Here is a 20,880-nt window from a genome sequence, read left to right as displayed (position 1 = left end):
GCCGAAGGCTCCCTCCCCTCCCTTTGATGACCCGGGAAGAGAGCCTCGATCGTGTTAAGCGGTGATACGGTCGATTACGGTCGCGGCCGTCGCGACAGGAATGAACATCCGTGTCTTGTGCTGGATGATTTCGGTGAAGCACCCGGCTGCCTTCAGTTCGGGCAATCGCGTGTGCGGCCAGTCGAGCAGCTCAAGGCGCTGCTGGCCTGCGACCAGGCTGCGCTTCAGCCGGTATGCGCCGAGCGCGGTGATTTCAGCCGTCCCCATGACGTGCTTGGCGGTTTCGGCACCCGACACCGTGATGGTGGCGGCGATGCCGAAGGCGTCCGCGAGCTTGCTCACAAGTGGGGCGGGAACGATGCGACCAAGGAAAGACTGGCCGTCATCGGTGTTGAGCCGCCAGACCTGGACGTGATCGTCGGGCAGGCGGTCCCAGACCGGAAGAAGCAGGCCGGTGACGAGGTAGAGCGTATTGGTGCGGGTCTTGCCCGTAATCTCCTCGACCTCGGCCTGCCAGAGCGCGGAAAACTCCGCCTCGCTCGCATCTTCCCACATCGTTTCGAGAAGAAGATCCTGGCGCATCCGTTCGGTGCGCGTCGGGCGGACCAGCTCGTAGCGGCGCACGATCTCGCCATCATCGTCGGTCAGCGAATAGGTGCTGCACCGGATCGCGGCCTTCCCCGACTTGCGGTTGACGATCGGACGGGCGTCGTCGCCGATCCGCAAGGCGCGATCCAGCGCGAGCGGCTTGTAGCGTTCTTCGGTTTCCAATCGAAGGATCTCGGTCTCGGCGCCGCTTGTCTGGTCGCGCCGGATGACGGTGCGATCGAGGATCGTGATGCGCTCGGCGTTGATGCTCTCGACACCAAGATCAAGCGTGCCGGCTTCTCTCGCCGCTTCGATGCGCGCCTCGATCAGCCCGAGATATTCGTCGAAGATCGCGTTCTGCATGGAGATGCGCAGCGCGAGGATACGGTTGAGCCAGCGCTGGATCGGGGGCATCTCTTCCTTGAGGCCGCCACCTTCGCCCTCCAGCTCGAGGCCGGTCAGTTTCTGGAACTCGTCCAGCGTGGTCGAGCGCAGCTTGCCATTGGCGAGCAGGCGGAACCACTGTTCGAGCGACTCCTTGGCATAGTCGCTTTCGAGGTTATCGCGCGGGTCGAACAGGCCCTGACCGCCAGTCTGTCGCTGGCCGCGGGTGAGCGCGCCCAGGCTGTCGAGCCGGCGCGCGATCGTCGAGATGAAGCGACGTTCGCCCCGACAGTTGGTCGACACCGGCCGGAACAGCGGCGCGGTTGCCTGATGCGTGCGGTGCGTGCGGCCAAGCCCCTGGATGGCGGCGTCAGCACGCCAGCCCGGCTCGAGGAGGTAATGATTGCGGCGCGACTGGTTTTCGCAACGGAGACTCGCATGATAGCTGCGGCCGGTGCCGCCAGCGTCGGAGAAGATCAGGATCTTCTTTGCACCGCGCATGAAAGCGTCGGTCTCGGCGAGATTGGTGCGGGGCGAGCGGCTTTCGACGCGCTGGCGGCCGTGGGCGTCCATGATGACGCGCCGGCTACGCCCCGTGACCTCGGCGACCGCATCGGTGCCGAAATGCCCGATGATATGGTCGAGCGCGGACCCGACGATGGGTAGTGCACAGAGCTGCTCGAGGAGGTTGTCGCGCATCTCGAGCGCCTCTCGGGCGAAGACGGGGCGGCCGTCTTCGTCCGACATTGGTTCGGAACGGGTTTTGCCGGTCTCGTCGACAAAGGTTTTCATCTGCCGGACCGGGAAGGCGGCCGTGAGGTACGACATGAGAAACTCCCTCGGCGAAAGTTCAATGTCGAGATTGGCGCGTTCTTCGACGGTCAGCGCGGCCAGTGCCCGGTTGAGCATCGCCTCGGACGTCGAGACGAGCTGGATCACCACGCTCTCGCCGCGCGCGAGATCGGCGCGGATCGCGGGAACGAGTGAGGGCAGCTTCATGCCGATCAGGAGTTGGCAGAAGAAACGCTGCTTGGTGGACTCGAAGATCGACAGCGCGGCCGCCTTGGCGCCGCTGTTATAGGTGTCGTTCGAGAAGCTGTCCGTCACGCGGGTCGCGTCCAGCGCCGCGCGCAGGTTGCTGTGGATGATCGCCCACGCATCGGCATAGGCGTCATAGACCTCGATCTGGTCTGGTGTGAGGTTGTGCTGGAGGATATCGTATTCGACACCGGCGAAGCTCAGCGCGCGCGAGACGTAGAGGCCCTGCATTTTCAGGTCGCGCGCGATCAGCTCCAGCGCGGCGATACCGCCCCGGCGCAGGGAGTCGACGAAGGTCCGGCGATCGGCGAACGCCGTGACCGGACCCCACAGGCCAAGCCGCGTTGCATAGGCAAGATTGTTGACGTCGGATGCGCCGGTCGCGGACACGTAGAGGACGCGGGCGCGCGGCAGAAGGTTCTGGAGACGGACGCCGGCGATGCCCTGATCGGAGCCTTGTTTGGTGCCGAAACTGCCTTCGCCTCCTGCGACACCAGCCATCTCGTGCGCCTCGTCGAACACGATCATGCCGTCGTAGTCGTCGCCGACCCATTCGAGGATCTGCTGGAGCCGGGTGCCCTTGTCACCGCGATTGGAGCGTAACGTCGCATAGGTGAGGAACAGCACGCCTTCGGCCGCGCCTACGGGCGAGCCCAGCTTCCACTGGTTGAGATGCTGGATGTCGAGCGCGAGACCGCCAACGGCGGTCCAGTCGCGACGCGCATCTTCGAGCAACGTCTCGGTCTTGGAGACCCAGATGTGTTTTCGGCGTCCGCGCAGCCACTGGTCGAGGATGATCGCGGCAACCTGACGGCCCTTGCCGGCCCCGGTGCCGTCACCGAGGAAGAAGCCGGTCCGATACGGACGGCCATCCTCGGATGGTGCGATCGAGAGTCCCTCCTCGACAGGTTTGAACAGGCCGGGGATGTCACGCTCGAAAGCGTCGCCGGCATAGATCAGCGTCTCGAGCTGTGCGTCGGAGAGCGTCTTCGCGTCGACGACGGCTTGCGGGAGCGTGGGGACGTAAGTCGGCCGCGGTGCGGTGATCGAGCCCATGGCAATCGATTCCACCAGCGCGGTTGGATGCGCCGTTGCGCAGCCGATCGCGATCCGGCTGGGCCGGTATGGCAGGTACACACCGACAGACTCGCCGGTCGGGAGTGGCTCGGCGAACACGGTGTAATCGATCGGCGTCGCTGTCTGCGACTGCGCCGCTTTTCCCGGGGGTGCGTTGAGGCGCGGTTTGCTCGTCAAGCCGCCAAGAAGCGAGCTACGCCCGGTGGGGCGGGTGAGCAGCGACGCCGTGCGCGGGACAGGCGCGCACACAGGCGGAGCGGTCTTGGCGGTGATCGCCGCAAGCGCATCGGCGAGCGTCGCGCAGCGGATCAGCTCGGCAGGCGTGCCAGTGCCCTTTTCCAGCACCATGATTTTCACCGTCTGGCTGGTGCCATGCTTCGCATAGGCATTCGCCGGCAATTCGAGGTGCAGCGTCAGCGTGCAACCCTCGGTCGCCTTCGCCCAGGCGCGGCTCGAGGTATCGACGCGGTCGGGCAGGATGGCGGCGCAGCGGCCTCCGGTGCCGAGACGCATCAAGGCGGCGCGAAGATGTCGGAACGCTGCCAGCGGGTCGGCATGGCGACCGGTGCTGCGCGAGAAGGGAGGATTGATGAGGACGGCCGTTGGCCGGATCGTTGGTTCGAGTAGATCGTGGATCAGCTCGCCGTCGTGCCGCGTGACAGCAACGCCCAGGAACGCGGCAGCGAGCATCTCAGCGCGCGCCGGATCGATCTCGTTAAGGACCAGGCGGGCACCGACGCGGTGCGCGAAGACGGCGAGCAGGCCGGTCCCGGCAGACGGTTCGAGGACCAGATCCGTGGCCGCGATCCTGCCGGCGAGCGCAGCAAGGTAGGCGACCGGGGCCGGGGTCGAGAATTGCTGAAGCTCAATCTGCTCCTCGCTGCGAACGGTATGCGTCGGCAGGCCGGCGACCAGCTCGGTCAGCGCGGCAAGGCAATTGCCGGGTGTGGACGGCAGGTCGGCCTTCGCCAGGTGCATGACCTCGGCGAGTTCGAGCATGTCGTAAGCGTCGCGTAGCGACCAACGACCGTCGGCCGAGGATCCGCCATAGGCTTGCTCCATGACCCACAGCAGCGTGTCGCGCTGGAGCGAACCGTTCCTGGCGATGGTGTCGGCGACGGCCTTGGCGGCCGTGATCGAGGGTTCGGTGAAGTCGAGTTCGAGAGCTGCGGCTGAGGTGCGCATCGAGGGCTTCCTTCTTGTCGCCCGGTGCTCATCACCGGATCAACAAGCCGAAGGCTCCCTCTCCTCTGCACGCCTTGCGCCCGACGAAGCATCGCTACCGCGAAGCCATCTCCCAAAGCCGGTTGGGACGCGTCGGCCGCAGCTAGTTGCGCAGGATGTCAGGCATATGGATCGATATCAGGCGGCCAACGCGGCTCGAGTTCCTGTCAAACGATCCTTGGGCTTCATCACGACGACCGTCTCGGGCTTCCCGACCCGTCGGCCTAGTTTATCCCGCGCAGGGACTTCCGGAACAACTTCCCGCACTTCGATGGAGTAGCTCGGCATTTTATTCTCGGCTGCGATCTTCTTCAGCTGACTTTTCAACGTGCGGAGCGGCGACGTTGAGCCGATCTTCGCACCCAGCATTTCCAGAGGCATTTCATATTCTTCATCACGACAGTAGCAGTGCGCCAATTCATAAAGGCGTCGTTCAATCGAGCCGAGACGGAAATAGTCGTTGTGGTAGTCATAGATACGGCTGTCGCGCGAGACCGCGCGGACGAGCCAATCACAGAGCTGGACGCGGACAGGCATGAGTTGATCGACGCCGCTCGCCGTTTCGCGAGTGGTCGCCTGCGCTTCCGCGAACCAGGAGAAGAAGCCCTTCGTCCCCACGGTGCCGGTTTTGATATTCGTGCGGATCTGCGTGCCCTGCAGGCGACCGAGCGCTTCGATGAAGCGATCGTAATCACGCTTCGATGGGCGTCCGACGCCGGTCGCCCGGAAGAAGTCGTGTGCATTGAAGGTGAAGACGTTTTGTACTTCACCCCCGGTCCGACCAATATGCTGCACCATCAGCGACAGGACGTAGATCAAGACCTCCTTATCCCACATCGTCGCGATACCGCTCGAACTGGGCTTGATCTCGATTTTAACGCCGTCCATCTCGTAGGTCATCGCCTCCATCTGAGGCCGCTTCGCTAACGAGAAGAGTGGAAAGTCCATGATACTCTGCTCGCCACGGACTTTGCCGTGCAGCGGGCTATCGAGATAGTCGAACAGCTTGCCCTGGGTGAGAGCGACTTCTCGCGAATCCATCGTCGGGGCTCCCACCAGCTTCACTTAGCAAAGCCGCTTATAGCGGATCGGCCGCAAACCTGCAGTCGGATAAGCGACCGCGTTATCGATAGCACGAGGATTTGGAGCGATTTAGCCGGTAAATCGGGGTGTGTTTCACATTTCGGTAGGTGCGGGCCACCGCAAACTCGGTCGGGACTCGTGCTATCGGTAACGCCGTGAAAGCCGTTCAAAGACCAGGTGTGCAGTACGAGGTCCAGGCCTTTGAAAAGATGACGAGATCCCGTCATCTTAGTCCGGCTCCCCGGGAAACCAGCCGCGACATCAGGCTCCCGATCGGCGTCGCGTCGGTTCCATCGGACATCCCCCGCATGGCGACCGCGCGGCTCGTGTCCTTGAGGCCGTGGAGCGTCCGCCCCAGGTTCAATTCGCCCTTGCCAGCTTTGCTGCTCATTCCGCGAAGATACGCGCCGGGCCGCTGAACCTCGCCGCGCCGGTATTTCTGGATGGTGGCGATGACGGAGGCAGCAGCACCTCGTTGGCCCATGATGCGACAGGCTTCCTTGAACGCGTGATTGCTGATCCCCGACTGGCCCGCAAGCCGCTCCGCGGTGGCGACCACCTCGCCCCACGATCCATCGTGGTGGAGCAGACCGGAACAAAGCTCCGGCGCGATCGACATCATGAATTCCGGATCGACACCGTGTTTCTCCAGATCGTCGTCGACGGCAGTTTGAGGTTGAGCGGGGAGGGCGTCCCCATTTCCACTACTGTCTTTCGCCAAGCCACTACGGGTATCTGCTTTAGCAGATTGGAGTTTGCTTGTAGTTGTAGAGTGGATGTCCTCACGTCCATCCCAGCATGAACTATCATTCTGATCGCTACCCGTATTGGGGACGGCAATCTTGGCCGAAACAGCCCCGGCAAGACGACGCGCACGCTCTTCGATCTGCTCCACACAGCCCGTCAGAAGGCCGGCATCGCGGACGCAACGCATCTGGTCGGTGGCCATCAACGCCAACGCGAGATCGTCACCCGCCTTCAAATCGTGAAGATCGGCGTCGAATGCCGTTTGGGCCAGAGCCCTGATATTCCTGCGGGCAGCGGCCAGGCGCTTGCGGAGCACTGTCAGTGCCGCGTCCTCGGCGGCACCCTTGGCCGCGCGGGCAGCAAATTCCTGAAGCCTGGTCCCGATCGGAGCGAGCACGATGCCGTAGCCCCAGGTGATGAAGCCGTCGGCTCCGCGGCGTCCACCACGATGACCATTCGGACTATCCCGAAAGCTGACCAGACCGAAGGCCTGTGCCTGGTTCAAGAGCTTTTGAACCTGTCGGACGGTTACGCCCAGCTTTTGGGCGAGCAGGTCGTTCGATGGCCAAACGACGGGGATTTGTCCACCCAGCCAGTCCTGCGGCTTCGTCCAGGCAAACAGGAGGTCGATGACGGAGACCACGCGCAGGGGGACGCCTATATAAGGAGCCGCCCGTTTGAGCGCCGCAAGCGCGTTGGAAGGTGCCATTCCGGTCTCGAGCCCGCAAAATTCGTCGACAAGTTTCGTCGCCTTGGCGGCATGCTCGTCAAACCGGCGAAGTCCCCGGCCGGGGCTTTGGGCAGCAGCCATCGTTCGTTCTCCCTGGGAGGGGAGCCCGTGCAGACAAAGCGACACCGTGGCGCCACGGTCGGCGCTTTGGGGTAGCAATATGAAAGGGAGCCAGCTAAGTGAGAGTTCTCACATCCGCCCTAGCAGGCGTCCCGAAAAGCCCGGCCTCGTGCCGGGTTTTTCATGTCCGCACAGCGTCCCCCTTGATCGTTGTGACGCGCGCCCGGGTGGACGGCGGCGGTCAGCGTTGAGCCGATCCACATCGTCGATTGTTAAGCATCGCTGGCGGGTCGGTCGTGCGCGATGAATCGTGCTATCGGTAACGGAACGGGCAATAATCACGTGCTATCGGTAACGAAGCGTCGATCTTCGCTCGTGCTATCGATAACGCCGTGCTGCCGAGGCACGTGCTATCGGTAACGCCGTCGCGCTCTCGCTCGTGCTTTCGGTAACGGCGTGAGAATCGGGCGATTCGGCAGCCCCACGTAACATGTAGCACAGAAGGAGAGGGTCCTCCTCAGCGCCGCGCCGGGTAGGCGTGGCGGGAAAATGAGAGTTGAGCCGGCGAGGAATTGCGAGTTCACGCTCGAAATTGGCTGACGTCGTCTGTCCAAGCGGTAGACCGAATGGGACTTTTTCAGGCGTTCGATATGTCACTGACGACCGAAGAACGGAGTCTTGTGTGACCCGTGGAATTCGTCAGCCCGATCTTCGATCCTGTATTCGGGACTCGGCGATCTGAAGATCGAGCCACTGCTCCGAAGCAGCAAGAAGGGGAGTGAGCGTGCCGATAATCAGGCGGCGTCCGTCATCGGGATCCGTTTGTCTGACTATGTATCCAAGCGCCTCGAGATGCTCGATATGGCGCAAAGCGGTGGTCGTCGAGCCTCCGCTAAGCTTACAAAGCTGGGACACAGCGATGCGGCGCCGCTCGCACGTGGCCACGTAAAGCTCCAGGATCATGTCCCAGCTCGGATCATAGAAGCGGACCCCGTTGAAGTGGGTCGCCCGCCTACGCCGGCCGACCAACACCGCCCTGGCCTCGGCAAGCCTGCGCTCGGACAGGTCTCTCGCGTCTGGCGGCATAGACAGCAAAGTGTCCTCGATCGCCTTGCGCGGCAGCCGCACAACGACGTCGATCAGGTCGTTTCCTTCATATGCTGCACCCATAATCGTCTTGATCCGTTTCGGATGTAGGGCTCGGCGTCGCGGGGTATGCGGAACGTGCCAAGCGCAAGGGCTCCAAGCGCGAGATAAGCATAGATCCCGAGCCCGGTATGATAGGCAAAGAGCGGGATTCCAGGCAGCAATGCGCCGAGAGCGCTCATGAACAGATCGCCGAGCGCAAAACCTGCCGCCCAGATCGGCCAGAAGCGGGTCGTGGTGATGCCCAGCCAGTAGAACCCGATAGCAACGCCGAAGTCGATGGACATGATGATCACGTCGGCCGGCGCAAGGCGGGCTACGTCGTACAAACGAAGAACCGACGACACCACAGAGGCAACAACATTGATTGCTGCCCCGCAGCGCTCAGGTCGACCGCCCCGGAAGAAAGCAAAACTGCAGATACCCACGAGAGTGGAATTAAACAGTAGTGCCAAAAATATCCCGAGCGACATCGATTCTCCGTTCAGACAATTTACGCTGCCTCCAAGGCCATCTCGGTCAGCGTAGCCGTCGTCGGCTTCGGCGTGCCTTCGCCCCAGTTTGTCTCGGTGAGACCAAGTTGTCGGCCAACCCGCTCAACGGCCAGATGCGCTCGCATAGCCATATGGTCTTGGCCATCAACCAACGACGCGAGCGCTGCAACGGTTGCCTTCACCGTCCGCTGCGTCATCGCAGGCGAAAGGCTATGCACCTCCGTCGCGTCGAGTGTCGTCAAAAGAAACTGAGCAGTGTCGCGCGCGGCGAGGTTGATCGACCGCTCCGCCTTGCGGAGCTCATCCGCGATTACCCGGCTCGTATTGGAAAGTCCTTGCATTACGGCTCCCTTGGACGACCAGCGCCCATCATAGTGGTTTCAGCCCGAGCAGAAGAAGCAGCGTTACAATCGCCATGCCGGCTGCGGTCAGGCCCAAGGGGGTCACGATCGAGATGATCGCAGTCCAGAAGGCAACCTGCTTCCAGGTGAGCATATTCGCTGCCGCCCCAGCGGTCGGCAACGGGAGGGAAAGCGGGAAAGTTGGCGGCGCGGAAGGTAGGTCGTTTGCAGGGGGTAAAGGCTCTACCCCTCCGTCGTAATCCGCCAAAAGCCGCGCGGCATCGAAACGGGTCGGCACACCGAGGATATTATTGGCCTTTAACAGCTGCTTATCGACCGCCCTGTGGCTGCTGCCCGTAGCCGCGGCGATCTCCTTCGAGTTGCGGTTCTGAAGCACAAGGCGGAGATACGACCGCTGACGATCGGTCAGGCGGGCAATGCGATCCGGTGCGCTTACATCTGGCGTCGGAGTTGGGGGCGCCTGTTCGGCAGGAGGTCTGCCCGGTTCGTTGGTCAGCATGCTCTTGAAAATACTCGCAACGCGGAATGATTCGGCTCCAGATCAGGGATAACTCCTGACGGGCTCTGCCGATCAAATTGACATTGCGAATGAGTTGAGTCGGCGCGCGAACGCGGCGAACAGGTCTCGTTCGAGGGCCCACGACGCCTCGCCGAGTTCTCAATTTCGAAGGTGGCCGAACCCATGCGCACCTCGGCGATCGGCAGCGGCCGCCACTCAGTTCGAGTGACGCCCTAGTGAACGGACGGAAATTTGCCGAGAGTTGCGGCTGTGTCGTTCAAGCGCGAGGCCCAAAAGGAAAGGATCTGTCCCTCGGCAGGGCGATCTTCGGCTGTATGCGCGGCAAATTCGGACAGGGTGCGGGCGAGTTCGACACTGGTAATTATACGTTCGCGTTCCAGTATCGTGGCCAGTAGTGCCAGCCAGTCGCCATGTGCCTGCACCAGCGCTTCGATCTGAAGCACCCCCTCACCGCTGCGGGATAAGCCCTGTGAAGGGCTTTGGGGCCGGCGGAATCTCGTAAGCAAACTTTTGATCAAGGACATGGCGCGCATTCCATCAACCGCCCGTAGCCGGGACGGTTGAACACGCGGGAACACTGGTAACCACGCCCCACGTATTCCCCGCACCGACAAGCGGTAGCAAGGTCTTGTATTTCGCGGGCCGCCCGACGGAAATCGGGGACCCAGCATTCGACCGCACATGCGGGCCAGGGATGGTGTTCAAGCCATGCCCAAGCCAAACCACTATGGCATAAGGCTCAGGCGAAAACACGCTGTCATTGCAAACTCAAGCGTGCCCCAGCATTCTGGAGGCTGACGTTGCGCTCGTTGCTGAATTCGACGTCAATCCGGTATTGCTCGCGCGCTGCGCGTCCACGGGTGTGCCACGTGGCGCACCTCACGCGAGGATCGTCACCCATATGGGACGAGACGCCAGAGGCGGCTCGGTGGACGCCACTGCGTCGATAGAGCCGTGCCCGTAGGGTCGCGCCCGCTGTTGGCATATCAACACCCGCAAACATGCACAGCGAAGCAGAAGCGCTTGCTCCTCTAGTGACTGTAGCTTGTAGGCGACTTCTGCACCTTCCGTCGACGGAGGCTTGGAGATTGCTTTGTGTTGTTCACACAACCGGGAACCCCGCGCGTGTCCCGGCGCTCGTTGATCGGCCGCCTGTTGGGTTTCGGTGTGTCTGCAGCCGTGGGCAAACCTGGCTTGGCGGCCATCGCGCCGCATCTCGTTGGCCAGTGGAACTTTGGTCCGCTATTTCCTGACTGGCAGCCCTTGGAAGTAGCAACCGGCGACACGCTGTTGGTGAAGGCTCGGGTGGCGGGATCGTCAGTCGAGGCGGTGCTGGATAGCGGGAGCGGGGCGTCCATCATCGACGTGTCGTTGGCACGAACACTCGGGATGGCGGACGGCGAACGGCGCACGATAAGCGGCTTGGGCGGGAAAGCTGCGGTCCGCTTGATCCATGATGTCGAGGTGCAGCTCGGGCATCGAACACGTCGACTTCCGTTCGCAGTGGTAGCGGATCTGGGCGCACTGTCAGCCGCGTTCGGAAGACGGATCAACATGCTGCTCGGCGCAGATATGTTCATCGGGAATTGCATAGCTCTTGATTTTGGACATCGGCAATTCGCGCTCATGCCGACCGGCAGTTTCCTCGGCGGTTCGGACTGGACGCCGGTCGCTCTGGGGCATGGTGCGAAGCAGGAGCTGTATGTATCTGCCGCGATCGGAGGCATGAGCGCAGTGCCGCTGATGATCGACCTTGGCAGCTCCGCGGCGCTCATGCTGTCTTCGGCTTATGTCGATGCGCATGGCCTGACTCGCGGGCGAGCGACATCTACTGCGGCGCTTGGCGGCGTCGAAGGCGTTGCTACCGTCGACGTTTTCACAACCCCTAAACTGACGATCGGCGGGCTCTCTGCCGAGAACATTCCGACGTTGGGAAACCGCAACTGGCTTTCGACCCGCACGGTCGGCAATATCGGATTGCCACTAATTGGTCAGTTCGACGCCATATTTGATGTGACTGCCGGGTTTGTATGGCTCCGCCCGCCCGCCTCCGGACACCGCCTTCCCATGTTGAAGGATCGAAGCGGCCTCGGGCTCGCAGCTTCCCCAACGGGCCTCGACGTCGTCCATGTGGCGGCGAACAGCCCGGCGGGGAAAGACGGTTGGATACCCGGAAACCGCATCGTTGCGGTGAATGGCTTCCCGATCGATGCGCTTTACACACACGGGGCGCGTTGGCGATGGCGCTTCATGCCATCCGGAACGGTCATAAAACTCAAGGATCAGGCCGGTCATGACCGTCAGCTCCGACTTGCGGATTATTACTAAGTCTTTGGCGCACGGACCTCACCAATCGCCTGCATAATCCGGCAATCCGCTATCTGTTCGTTCGTGCAGCTTCGGGTAAGGGCCGCTAGCTCGTCGCGTAAGGATGCGAGCTGCGCAAGACGGCTTTCCACATCAGCAAGGTGGTGGGCGGCAATGGCGGATGCCGCGCTGCAATCCTGGGCTGGGTTCTCCGCCAGGTGGATCAGCGAGCGTATCTCGTCGATCGAGAAGCCGAGCCTACGGCCATTGCGGATGAAGTGAAGCCGTTGCGCGTCCCCGGAGGCATAGGTCCGACGTCCGGACGCGGTTCGCGGCGGGGCCGCTAGCAGCCCGATCGTCTCGTAAAAGCGAATTGTCGTCACCTTTGTCGCGGTCTCTCGCGCAAGCTGGCCGATCATCATGGGTGCAATCGTCATAGTGTCATCCCGCTAATGCGAACGGATCGCAGATTCCGCTTGATCCTACAGCTACTGTAGCATGTAGGGGAGAAACCATGACCTCCAATGAATCAAGCTGTGGCTGCGCCGGCGAACCAGCTCGCGCGCAACATGATCCAGCCTACCGTCGCGCGTTACTGATCGTCGTGGTGCTCAATCTCGGCTTTGGCGTAGCCGAGCTGTTCGGCGGATTTATGGCCGACAGTCAGGCGCTGAAAGCGGACTCGCTCGACTTTCTGGGCGACGGCTCGATCAGCCTCCTTGGCCTGCTTGCACTCACCTGGGCGCCCCGGGCACGGTCTAATGTTGCCCTCTCGCAAGGGCTGTTTCTCGGCGCTTTGGGAATAGGAGTGATCTGCTTCGCGATTTGGCGAGCCCTCAACGCTACCGCACCCGACGCCGAGCTGATGGGCGCGATTGGCGTCGTCGCTTTGGCAATCAATGTCGCCTCGGCACTGGTGCTTGCACGCTTCCGGGAAGGAGACGCCAACGTTCGTGCGATCTGGCTGTTCAGCCGCAACGATGCACTCGCTAATGTGGCCGTGATTATCGCTGCCGGGCTGGTCGCCTGGACGGGAAGCGCCTGGCCGGATTTGGCGGTCGCCGGTGTGATCGCGCTCCTGTTCCTGCACTCAGCTTATGAGATTGTCACAGGCGCTTTGCGCGAACGGGGGCAGCGATAATGCGTTTTCTCCCTAAGATCCGGGCGATGCTCTCGGCGCGGCTTTTGGCCACAATAGTCGCCTTGCTTGTCCCAGCCTCGGCGATGGCCGATCCTGCTGACGTGCAAACCGCGTGGCGGCTGCTGGACTATGTGGCGGTCGATTATAGTGGCGCCGTTGAGGCCGGCAGGGTCAAGAGTACGTCCGAATATGCTGAGATGAATGAGTTTGCCGCATCGGTCTCGACCCGGCTTCATCGCTTGCCGGCGAAGCCCGAACGGCAAATCCTCATTCAAGGGGCCGCCAACCTCCAAGCACTTATCGGCCGCAAGGGATCGGCCGAACAGGTCGCTACTCTCGCGCATGGACTCGCGGCCGATCTGCTACGCGCCTATCCGGTGCCGCTGGCTCCCGACAAGGTGCCGGACCTCGCGTCGGGTTCTGCCCTGTTCCAGCAAACCTGTGCCGCTTGTCACGGTATGACAGGAAACGGGCGCGGTCCCGACGCGGCCAAGCTTTCCACGCCCCCGATTGCGTTCACCGACGTAACCCGTGCCCGGCAACGAAGCGTGTTCGCGCTCTACCAGGTGGTGACGCAGGGCATTGACGGGACGGCGATGCAGAGCTTCGCCGATCTGCCGAACGATCAGCGTTGGGCGGCCGCGTTCCGTGCTGGCAGCTTTGCCTTTACCGACGAACAGGCACGCGAAGGCGAGCGACTGTGGAAGTCGGACGCGGCGCTTCGCAGACGTATTCCGGATTTGAAAACGCTGGTCGCGCTCACCCCGGCTGCACTCGCCACCTCGATCGGCGAAGCCAGGGCTGACGCCCTGCTCGCGTTCCTGCGGCGCCACCCCGATCAGGTGGTGCAGCAAGCCCCCGGATCGCTCTCAATCGCTCGCACCAAGGTCGCCGAAAGTGTTGCTGCGGCCCGGCGCGGCGATGCGCGCGGGGCGAGGGAGCTCGCCCTGTCCGCGTATCTCGACGGGTTCGAACCGGTTGAGCCGACGCTTACAGCGCGCGATGCGACCCTGATGGGTCGTATCGAGGGCGCTATGGGTGAATTCCGCGCCGCGATCGACCGCGGTGCCTCGCCCGAAGATCTCACGGAAAAGGTATCGGTGCTTGACGGTTTGTTCGACGATGCGGAAGCCGTGCTGTCCCCTGATGCCGCCACAGATGCGTCCACCTTCCTGGGGGCATTTACAATCTTGTTGCGCGAGGGGCTCGAAGCGCTGCTCATCGTCGTCGCCATGATCGCATTTCTGCGCAAGGCCGATCGCACCGACGCCCTGCGCTACGTTCATGGCGGATGGATTGGCGCGCTCGTCGCAGGCGGCGTCACCTGGGCGGTTGCCACCTATGCGATCGGGATCAGCGGCGCGAGCCGCGAGCTCACTGAAGGGTTCGGATCGCTGTTTGCCGCGATCGTGCTACTCTCGGTCGGCATCTGGATGCACGGCAAGGCGCAAGCCGATCAGTGGCAGCGCTACATTCGCGAGAAGATGTCGCGCGCGCTTTCGGGCGGCTCGGGCTGGTTCCTGTTCGGACTGGCGTTTGTCGTGGTCTATCGCGAGGTCTTCGAGACGATACTGTTCTATGCGGCGCTCTCGGCGCAGGGAAACAACGCAATGCTCCTTGCCGGTGCCGGGTCAGCGGTTGCTGTGCTGGGCGTGATCGCCTGGGCCATGCTCCGCTACACCCGAAAGCTGCCGATCACGCAGTTCTTCCGATTTAGCTCGTGGCTGATGGCGGCGTTGACGGTCGTGCTTGCGGGCAAGGGTGTTGCTGCGCTCCAGGAAGCTGGGATCATCGACATAGCGCCGCTCGCAGACGTACCACGGCTGTCGATGCTTGGTCTGTTTCCGACCTGGCAATCGGTGCTCGCGCAAATTCTCATGGCGGTCGCTATCGCCATCGGGTTCGCGTGGAACCGGCGTGGCGGAAGCCGGACCCAGAAAGCTGCCTCGGCCTAGAGTAGAAGCGGACCGCCTTGGACGGTCCGCCTGCAACGTCAACGTGGCTTGATGGCGGTCACGGTCGGCCCCGTCGCAGTGACCTGCACCGTAAAATCGATCCGCTGCCCAACCTTGACGGTTCTAAGGAGCGTTGGCGGGTTGGCGACAAAGGCCATCGTCATCCCGGGCCATGCCAGTGCGGCGATCGGCCCGTGCTGGATCGTGACCTTGGCTGTCTTCGGATCAAGCGCCTTGACGATGCCGCTACCGTTGCCGGTTTTGGCGGCCTTCGTCGCCATGCCCGGCATCGGTTTGATTGTCTGCGCTACTACGGAGGTTGCCGTGAGGCTGGCGACGATGAGTAGGACGATGGTTTTCATGTCTAATCCTTGATTGAAGAGGGAAGGGGGAACGTAGAAGCGGCAGGCTGGCGCGATCGTCGCAGCAGCAGATAGGCGGCGGGCAGCACCAGCATCGAAAGAAGTGGCGCCGTCAGCATCCCACCAATCATCGGTGCAGCGATCCGGCTCATCACTTCGGAGCCGGTGCCTGTCCCGATCAGGATTGGGAACAGCCCGGCAAGGATCACCGCGACGGTCATCGCCTTGGGCCGGACCCGAAGGAGGGCACCTTCGCGCACTGCCGCTGCGACCTCGGCATCGTTCGGTGTCTCGCCCCGGGCATCCAGCGCGTGCTTGAGGTAGATTAGCATCACCACGCCGAACTCGGCGGAGACACCGGCAAGCGCGATGAACCCGACACCGGTGGCGACCGATTGGTTGTAGCCGAGCAGATAGAGCAGCCATAGGCCGCCGGTGAGCGCGAACGGCAGGGTGCCCATCACCAGCGCGGCTTCATCGAGCCGGCGGAAGGTCGCGTAGAGCAGCAGGAAGATGATGACCAAGGTCGCCGGAACGACGATCTTCAATCGCTCGACCGCGCGCTGCAGATACTCGAACTGGCCGGTGTAGGTGACGCTGACGCCGGGCGGCAGTTTCACCTTGGCGGCGATCACGTTCTGCAGATCACGAACGATGGTGGTGAGCGGAGCGCCGCGTCCATCGATGTAGATCCACGTTACCGGTCGACCATTCTCGCTCCGCAGCATCGGCGGTCCATCGGTGATGCGAACGTCAGCGACAGTGCCGAGCGTGATCTGCTGCCCTGCCGGCGTCAGTACGGCCAGATTGCGCAGGCCCTCGATGCTGTCGCGCAGCTCGCGCGGATAGCGCACGCTGATCGGATAACGCGCGAGTCCCTCGACGGTCTGGCCGATCGTCTCGCCTCCGATCGCGCTCGATACGATCGACTGCACGTCGGCGACGTTGAGACCATAGCGTGATGCGGCGGCCCGGTTGATATCGACATCGATATACCGCCCGCCGGTGAGCCGTTCGGCGAGCGCAGACCCCACCCCGGGCACGGTCTTCGCGACCTGTTCGATCTCGCGCGCAGCCGCGTCGATCTCGGCGAGGTTCGCGCCTGCCACCTTGATACCGATCGGACTCTTGATGCCGGTAGACAGCATCTCGATCCGGTTACGGATCGGCGGAATCCAGAAATTGGCGAGGCCCGGCACCTTTACCGCCTTGTCGAGCTGATCGATCAGCTTGTCTTGCGTCATACCCGCGCGCCACTGATCTTTGGGCTTGAAGCGGATCGTGGTCTCAAACATTTCGAGCGGCGCAGGGTCGGTCGCGGTGTCGGCGCGGCCGGCCTTGCCGAACACGCTTTCCACTTCAGGTACGGTCTTGATGAGCCGGTCGGTGAGCTGGAGCAACTGGCCGGCCTTGGCGGTCGAGATGCCGGGCAGCGCGGAAGGCATGTAGAGCAGGTCGCCCTCGTTCATCTGCGGGATGAACTCGCCGCCAAGCTGACTGATTGGCCAGAGGCTGGTCGCAAATACGAGGCCGGCGATGACCAGCGCCTGCTTCGGCCGCGCCAGTACCCAATCGAGCGCGGGACGGTAGATGCGGGTGAGGACGCGATTGATCGGATTGGCATTCTCGGACGGGATGCGACCGCGGATCAGCAACCCCATTAGTACCGGGATCAGCGTGATCGACAGAATCGCCGCACCCGCCATCGCATAGGTCTTGGTGAACGCGAGCGGCGCGAACAGCCTCCCCTCCTGACCCTGGAGCGAGAAGATCGGCACGAACGAGAACGTGATAATGAGAAGGCTGAGGAACAGCGCCGGGCCGACCTCGACCGCTGCCGCGGTGATCACGCGCCAGCGCTCGGCACCCGGCAACGTCTCGTCCGGATGATCGTGCGCCCAATGTTCGAGATGCTTGTGCGCGTTTTCGATCATGACGACGGCCGCATCGACCATTGCTCCGATGGCGATGGCGATGCCGCCCAGCGAGAGGATATTGGCGTTCAGTCCCTGCACGCGCATCGCAATGAAGGCGATCAGGATACCGAGCGGGAGCGTGAGAATGGCGACCAGCGCCGATCGAACGTGCCAGAGGAACAGCGCACAGACGAGTGCCACGACGATGAACTCCTCGATCAGCTTACTGCGCAAATTGTCGACCGCGCGATCGATCAGGCCCGACCTGTCATAGGTGGTGACGACCTCCACGCCGGGTGGCAGGCTCTTCTTCAATTCCTCGAGCCGGGTGCGTACCCCGTCGATCACTTCACGCGCGTTCTTGCCCTGGCGCATCACGATGACACCGCCTGCAACCTCGCCCTCGCCGTTGAGCTCGGCCAACCCGCGACGCATTTCGGGACCGATCTGAATCGTGGCGACGTCCCCGAGTGTCACGGGCACGCCGCCAACCGTCTTGAGCGGCACGCTGCGGAAATCGTCGAGCGTCTTCAGATAGCCGGTCGCGCGGACGATATATTCCGCCTCCGCCATCTCGAGAACCGATCCGCCGCTCTCCTGGTTGCCGCGCTTCAGCGCTTCAGTGACCGCCTCGTGGGTGATGCCGTAAGCGGCCAGCTTCTGCGGATCGAGGACAACCTGATACTCTTTCACCATGCCGCCGATGCTCGCGACCTCGGCGACCCCCGGCACGGTCTTCAGTTCGTAGCGCAGGAACCAGTCCTGGATGCTGCGGAGCTGTGCGAGATCGTGACGACCGGTCCGGTCGACGAGTGCATATTCATAGACCCAGCCCACCCCGGTAGCATCCGGGCCGAGCGATGCCTTTGCACCCTCGGGCAGACGGCTTTGCACCTGGCTCAGATATTCGAGGACCCGGCTGCGCGCCCAATAGAGGTCGGTCGCGTCGTCGAACAGGACATAGACGAAGCTGTCGCCGACGAACGAATAGCCGCGCACCACGCGTGCGCCGGGCACAGACAGCATTGTCGTCGCGAGCGGATACGTGACTTGGTTCTCGACGATCTGCGGGGCCTGGCCCGGATAGGTGGTGCGGATGATGACCTGGACGTCCGACAAGTCGGGCAGCGCATCGACCGCGGTCGATCGCAAAGCGCCCACCCCGATGACGATCAGCGCGAGGGCGGCGAGCAGAACGAGGACGCGCGCCTTGACGGACGCCTCGATGATCCGCGCGATCACTTCGTGTCGCCCGTGATCGGCCGCGCGGCGATGCCGGTCAGGCTCGCCTCGCTGTCCAGCAGGAACTGGCCCGACGCGACGACCTTCTCGCCTGGTGCCAGTCCGGCGAGGATTTCGGTCCTGCCACCTGCATCACGGCCCGTCTTGACCTCTGCTGGCCGATATCGGCCCTTATCCTCGGCGAGCATGACCAGCGTGCGCTTGCCAGTGCGGATGACGGCTTCGCTCGGCACCAGCAGCGCGGTGTCGGACGTGCCGCCTAGATGGACGGTCGCGAACATGCCGGGGCGCAGGCGACCACCGGGGTTACGCAGCTCGATCCGTACCGTGAGCGTGCGGCTGTCGGCTTGTGTCGTCGGCAAGACAGCGATGATCCGTCCGGTAAAATGCTCGGCAGGGAAGGCCGCCAGTTCGGCAGTCGCGGTTTGCCCGACCTTGATGGCGCTCGCGCGCACCTCGGGCACTGCGGCATTCAGCCAGACCGTGGCTAGGCCGTTGACCTGTGCCAGCGTCTGCCCGGTGGCGAGCGTTACACCCTGCCGCGCGTCAAGCGTCTGGATGACACCGGCGATTGGGCTGCGCACGGTGGTCATGCCGCGCCCGCGCGGCGTGCCGCCCGGAATACCGAGAAGGCGCAGGCGCTGGGCCGCGGCAGCGGCAAGCGCCCTGTCGCCGGTCCGCCGCACGGCCTCATACTCAGCCTGTGCACCGCCCCATTCGGGCACCAGCACGTCGGCGATCGGCGCACCACGCGCGATCACGTCGCCTGGCGCACGATTATAGACCCGCTGGACGAACCCGGCTGCGCGCGACTGGATGATCGCTACGTCGCGCTGGTTGAAGTCGATCGTGCCGGTCGCATCCAGTGTGCCGGCCAGCATCCCGGTAGTCGTCGTGGCGATACGGATGCCGAGATTTTGCATTGCGGACGGATCGATCGTGACGCCTGGCTTTGCCGTTGATCCGCTACTCGCGTCGGCATATTTGGGAATCGTCTTCATCCCCATCGACGAAAGGCCGGGGCCGTCATGATGCTCGGCCGGTATCATGGGGTCATACCAGTAGAGTATCTCGCGCTGGTCGGTCTGCGCCTGCTGCGTTGGCGAGCCGGCGGTGTTTCCAAGCCGCGCGATGCCGAAACCAATGCCGCCTGCTACAAAGGCCAGTGCGCCCGCGGCGGTTGCAAGACGGGCGCGGGTCATGGTCGTGCCGCTCATCGGTCGTAGCTCCCGAAAGTGATGGTGAGGCGGACTGCATCGGAAGCGACCTGCGCCTCCCGCTCGAGTGACGTCAGTTCGGCGTCTGCAAGCGCAGCCTTGGCATCGATAACGTCGGTGAGGCTTGCCCTACCGGCCGAGTAGCTGGCTGTCTCCAATTCGGCTCGCTCTTGAGCCAGCGTAAGAAGTACGCGTTGTGCCCGCTGCCACTGACTGTGGTGCATTTGATGGTCAGCAAGTGCGGCCTCGAGGTCGGCCGCGAGAGTGCGTCGCGTTTCCTCGCGCTGCGCCTCCGCCTGTGCTTCAGCAGATTGCCGCGCCGCTATACGCGGGTTCTGGCGAGACCGTGCGAAGAGCGGCAGGCTCATCGACACGCCGGCCGATATCATATCTCCATAGCGAGGATCGCGGCGCTGGTACGCCACCTCGGCACCCCAATCCGGGCGCTTCTCTGCCCGTGCTGCGTCCACATCGGCTTGGGCGCGACGAATGCCAGCGTCGGCAGAAATCATGTCGGGATGCTGCTCAAGCGCTGCCCGCAAGCGTACCGGCGCCAAGTCGATCGCCGGCACGTCGCCCGCGATCTCGGGAGCCTGCACGCCCGTCCAGCGGGCCAGCATGGCGCGGGCACGCGCAACTGCGGCTACCAGCTCGTCGCGTCGATCCTCCAGACCGGCAATGGCCTGATCGATCCCCAAGCTTTGGGCCGGACGCGCCGTGCCGGATGAAACGGCCGTTCGCGCGGCAGGAGGGAGTGCGCGCAGCGACGTAATGATCGCATCGATCGCTGCCAACCGTCGACTGGCATAGGCAAGATCGATCCACGCTTGTCCCGCGCCCAACCGGATCTGGCGGAGCTTGACCTCCTGGGTTGCTTGAGCGGTTACGATTGCCGACTGGGCTTGCGCCTGCGCGGCGTGGCGCTTGGCCAGGTTGGGCAAGTCCTGCTGAAAGCCGACCCGCGCCATCGTCATGTCGTCACGCGACAGCGAGAAGGCCGGAGGTCCCGAAATCGGATAGTTATCAACCCCGATCGATAATCGGGGATCGGGAAGGCTTCCGGCAGCGCCAGCCTCGGCTTGGGCAGCCGTGACTCCCGCGCGCGCTGCGGCTGCCCCGGGGGCGTTTGCGACCGCCCCGCGTATCGCTTGGTCATAAGTAAGAGATTCTGCGTGCGCGGCACTCGTTGAAAGCGCCGCCACGGCCAGCATCAGGGATGCGCGCATGGCTAAGTCCGTCTGGAGGGAGTGATACGATCACGCGCTCTCGCCCACGCCCCCTTACGGG

Annotated in this window: 16 protein-coding genes; 3 read left to right on the top strand and 13 right to left on the bottom strand. The window is 63.2% G+C overall.

The window, feature by feature from the left end:
* Positions 1–54: 54 nt before the first annotated feature.
* The 8 genes from C8J44_RS17485 to C8J44_RS17450 all read right to left on the bottom strand — a co-directional run bounded on the left by C8J44_RS17485 (position 55) and on the right by C8J44_RS17450 (position 9,896).
* Entirely contained in the window at positions 55–4,272 is a 4,218-nt protein-coding gene (locus C8J44_RS17485) for a strawberry notch-like NTP hydrolase domain-containing protein (protein WP_121905576.1), read from the bottom strand.
* Between the two features lie 177 nt (positions 4,273–4,449).
* Complete coding sequence (locus tag C8J44_RS17480; RefSeq protein WP_259466935.1) at positions 4,450–5,376, bottom strand: replication initiator protein A; 927 nt, start codon at positions 5,374–5,376, stop codon at positions 4,450–4,452.
* Positions 5,377–5,617: 241 nt separating this feature from the next.
* Positions 5,618–6,952, bottom strand: a complete 1,335-nt coding sequence (gene repC, locus C8J44_RS17475; protein ID WP_121905574.1) for a plasmid replication protein RepC — start codon at positions 6,950–6,952, stop codon at positions 5,618–5,620.
* A gap of 678 nt (positions 6,953–7,630) precedes the next feature.
* Complete coding sequence (locus C8J44_RS17470) at positions 7,631–8,101, bottom strand: MarR family transcriptional regulator (protein WP_147453226.1); 471 nt, start codon at positions 8,099–8,101, stop codon at positions 7,631–7,633.
* Positions 8,071–8,550 carry a hypothetical protein gene (locus C8J44_RS17465; RefSeq protein ID WP_121905572.1) on the bottom strand — a complete coding sequence of 160 codons (480 nt, stop codon included), beginning with the start codon at positions 8,548–8,550 and terminating at the stop codon, positions 8,071–8,073. The genes C8J44_RS17470 and C8J44_RS17465 overlap by 31 nt, the downstream gene beginning before the upstream one ends.
* Before the next feature lie 20 nt (positions 8,551–8,570).
* The gene (locus C8J44_RS17460) at positions 8,571–8,912 is read right to left on the bottom strand and encodes a hypothetical protein (RefSeq protein WP_121905571.1); all 342 of its coding nucleotides are present in this window, start codon (positions 8,910–8,912) and stop codon (positions 8,571–8,573) included.
* Positions 8,913–8,940: 28 nt separating this feature from the next.
* On the bottom strand, positions 8,941–9,432 hold the full coding sequence (locus C8J44_RS17455) for an RNA polymerase subunit sigma-70 (protein ID WP_121905570.1): 492 nt from the start codon (positions 9,430–9,432) through the stop codon (positions 8,941–8,943).
* A gap of 233 nt (positions 9,433–9,665) precedes the next feature.
* Positions 9,666–9,896, bottom strand: coding sequence for a hypothetical protein (locus C8J44_RS17450; RefSeq protein ID WP_183128849.1), 231 nt, complete (start codon positions 9,894–9,896; stop codon positions 9,666–9,668).
* A gap of 697 nt (positions 9,897–10,593) precedes the next feature.
* Here C8J44_RS17450 and C8J44_RS17445 point away from each other — a divergent pair.
* Entirely contained in the window at positions 10,594–11,781 is a 1,188-nt protein-coding gene (locus C8J44_RS17445; protein WP_259466934.1) for an aspartyl protease family protein, read from the top strand.
* Here C8J44_RS17445 and C8J44_RS17440 read toward each other — a convergent pair.
* The gene (locus C8J44_RS17440; RefSeq protein ID WP_259466933.1) at positions 11,778–12,197 is read right to left on the bottom strand and encodes a helix-turn-helix domain-containing protein; all 420 of its coding nucleotides are present in this window, start codon (positions 12,195–12,197) and stop codon (positions 11,778–11,780) included. The two genes, C8J44_RS17445 and C8J44_RS17440, sit on opposite strands and share 4 nt — an antisense overlap.
* Positions 12,198–12,274: 77 nt before the next feature.
* Between C8J44_RS17440 and C8J44_RS17435 the strand changes: the two genes are divergently transcribed.
* Entirely contained in the window at positions 12,275–12,901 is a 627-nt protein-coding gene (locus C8J44_RS17435; protein ID WP_121905568.1) for a cation transporter, read from the top strand.
* Positions 12,901–14,856 carry a cytochrome c/FTR1 family iron permease gene (locus tag C8J44_RS17430; RefSeq protein WP_121905567.1) on the top strand — a complete coding sequence of 652 codons (1,956 nt, stop codon included), beginning with the start codon at positions 12,901–12,903 and terminating at the stop codon, positions 14,854–14,856. Before C8J44_RS17435 ends, C8J44_RS17430 begins: the two co-directional genes overlap by 1 nt.
* A gap of 38 nt (positions 14,857–14,894) precedes the next feature.
* Here C8J44_RS17430 and C8J44_RS17425 read toward each other — a convergent pair whose 3' ends face one another.
* Genes C8J44_RS17425 through C8J44_RS17410 form a run of 4 tightly spaced genes read right to left on the bottom strand, consistent with a single transcriptional unit; the run spans position 14,895 to position 20,819 of the window.
* Entirely contained in the window at positions 14,895–15,218 is a 324-nt protein-coding gene (locus tag C8J44_RS17425) for a copper-binding protein (protein ID WP_121905566.1), read from the bottom strand.
* A 2-nt stretch (positions 15,219–15,220) separates the two neighbouring features.
* A complete protein-coding gene (locus C8J44_RS17420; RefSeq protein WP_121905565.1) occupies positions 15,221–18,376 on the bottom strand; it encodes an efflux RND transporter permease subunit in 3,156 nt (1,051 codons plus the stop codon).
* Entirely contained in the window at positions 18,373–19,593 is a 1,221-nt protein-coding gene (locus tag C8J44_RS17415) for an efflux RND transporter periplasmic adaptor subunit (RefSeq protein WP_121905564.1), read from the bottom strand. Before C8J44_RS17415 ends, C8J44_RS17420 begins: the two co-directional genes overlap by 4 nt.
* Complete coding sequence (locus C8J44_RS17410; RefSeq protein ID WP_121905563.1) at positions 19,590–20,819, bottom strand: TolC family protein; 1,230 nt, start codon at positions 20,817–20,819, stop codon at positions 19,590–19,592. The genes C8J44_RS17415 and C8J44_RS17410 overlap by 4 nt, the downstream gene beginning before the upstream one ends.
* Between the last annotated feature and the right edge of the window lie 61 nt (positions 20,820–20,880).

The sequence above is a fragment of the Sphingomonas sp. PP-CE-3A-406 genome (assembly GCF_003688625.1).
GTDB lineage: Bacteria > Pseudomonadota > Alphaproteobacteria > Sphingomonadales > Sphingomonadaceae > Sphingomonas.
The sequence above is the reverse complement of the archived record's forward strand: the minus strand, read 5'-3'. Positions and strand labels throughout refer to the sequence as shown.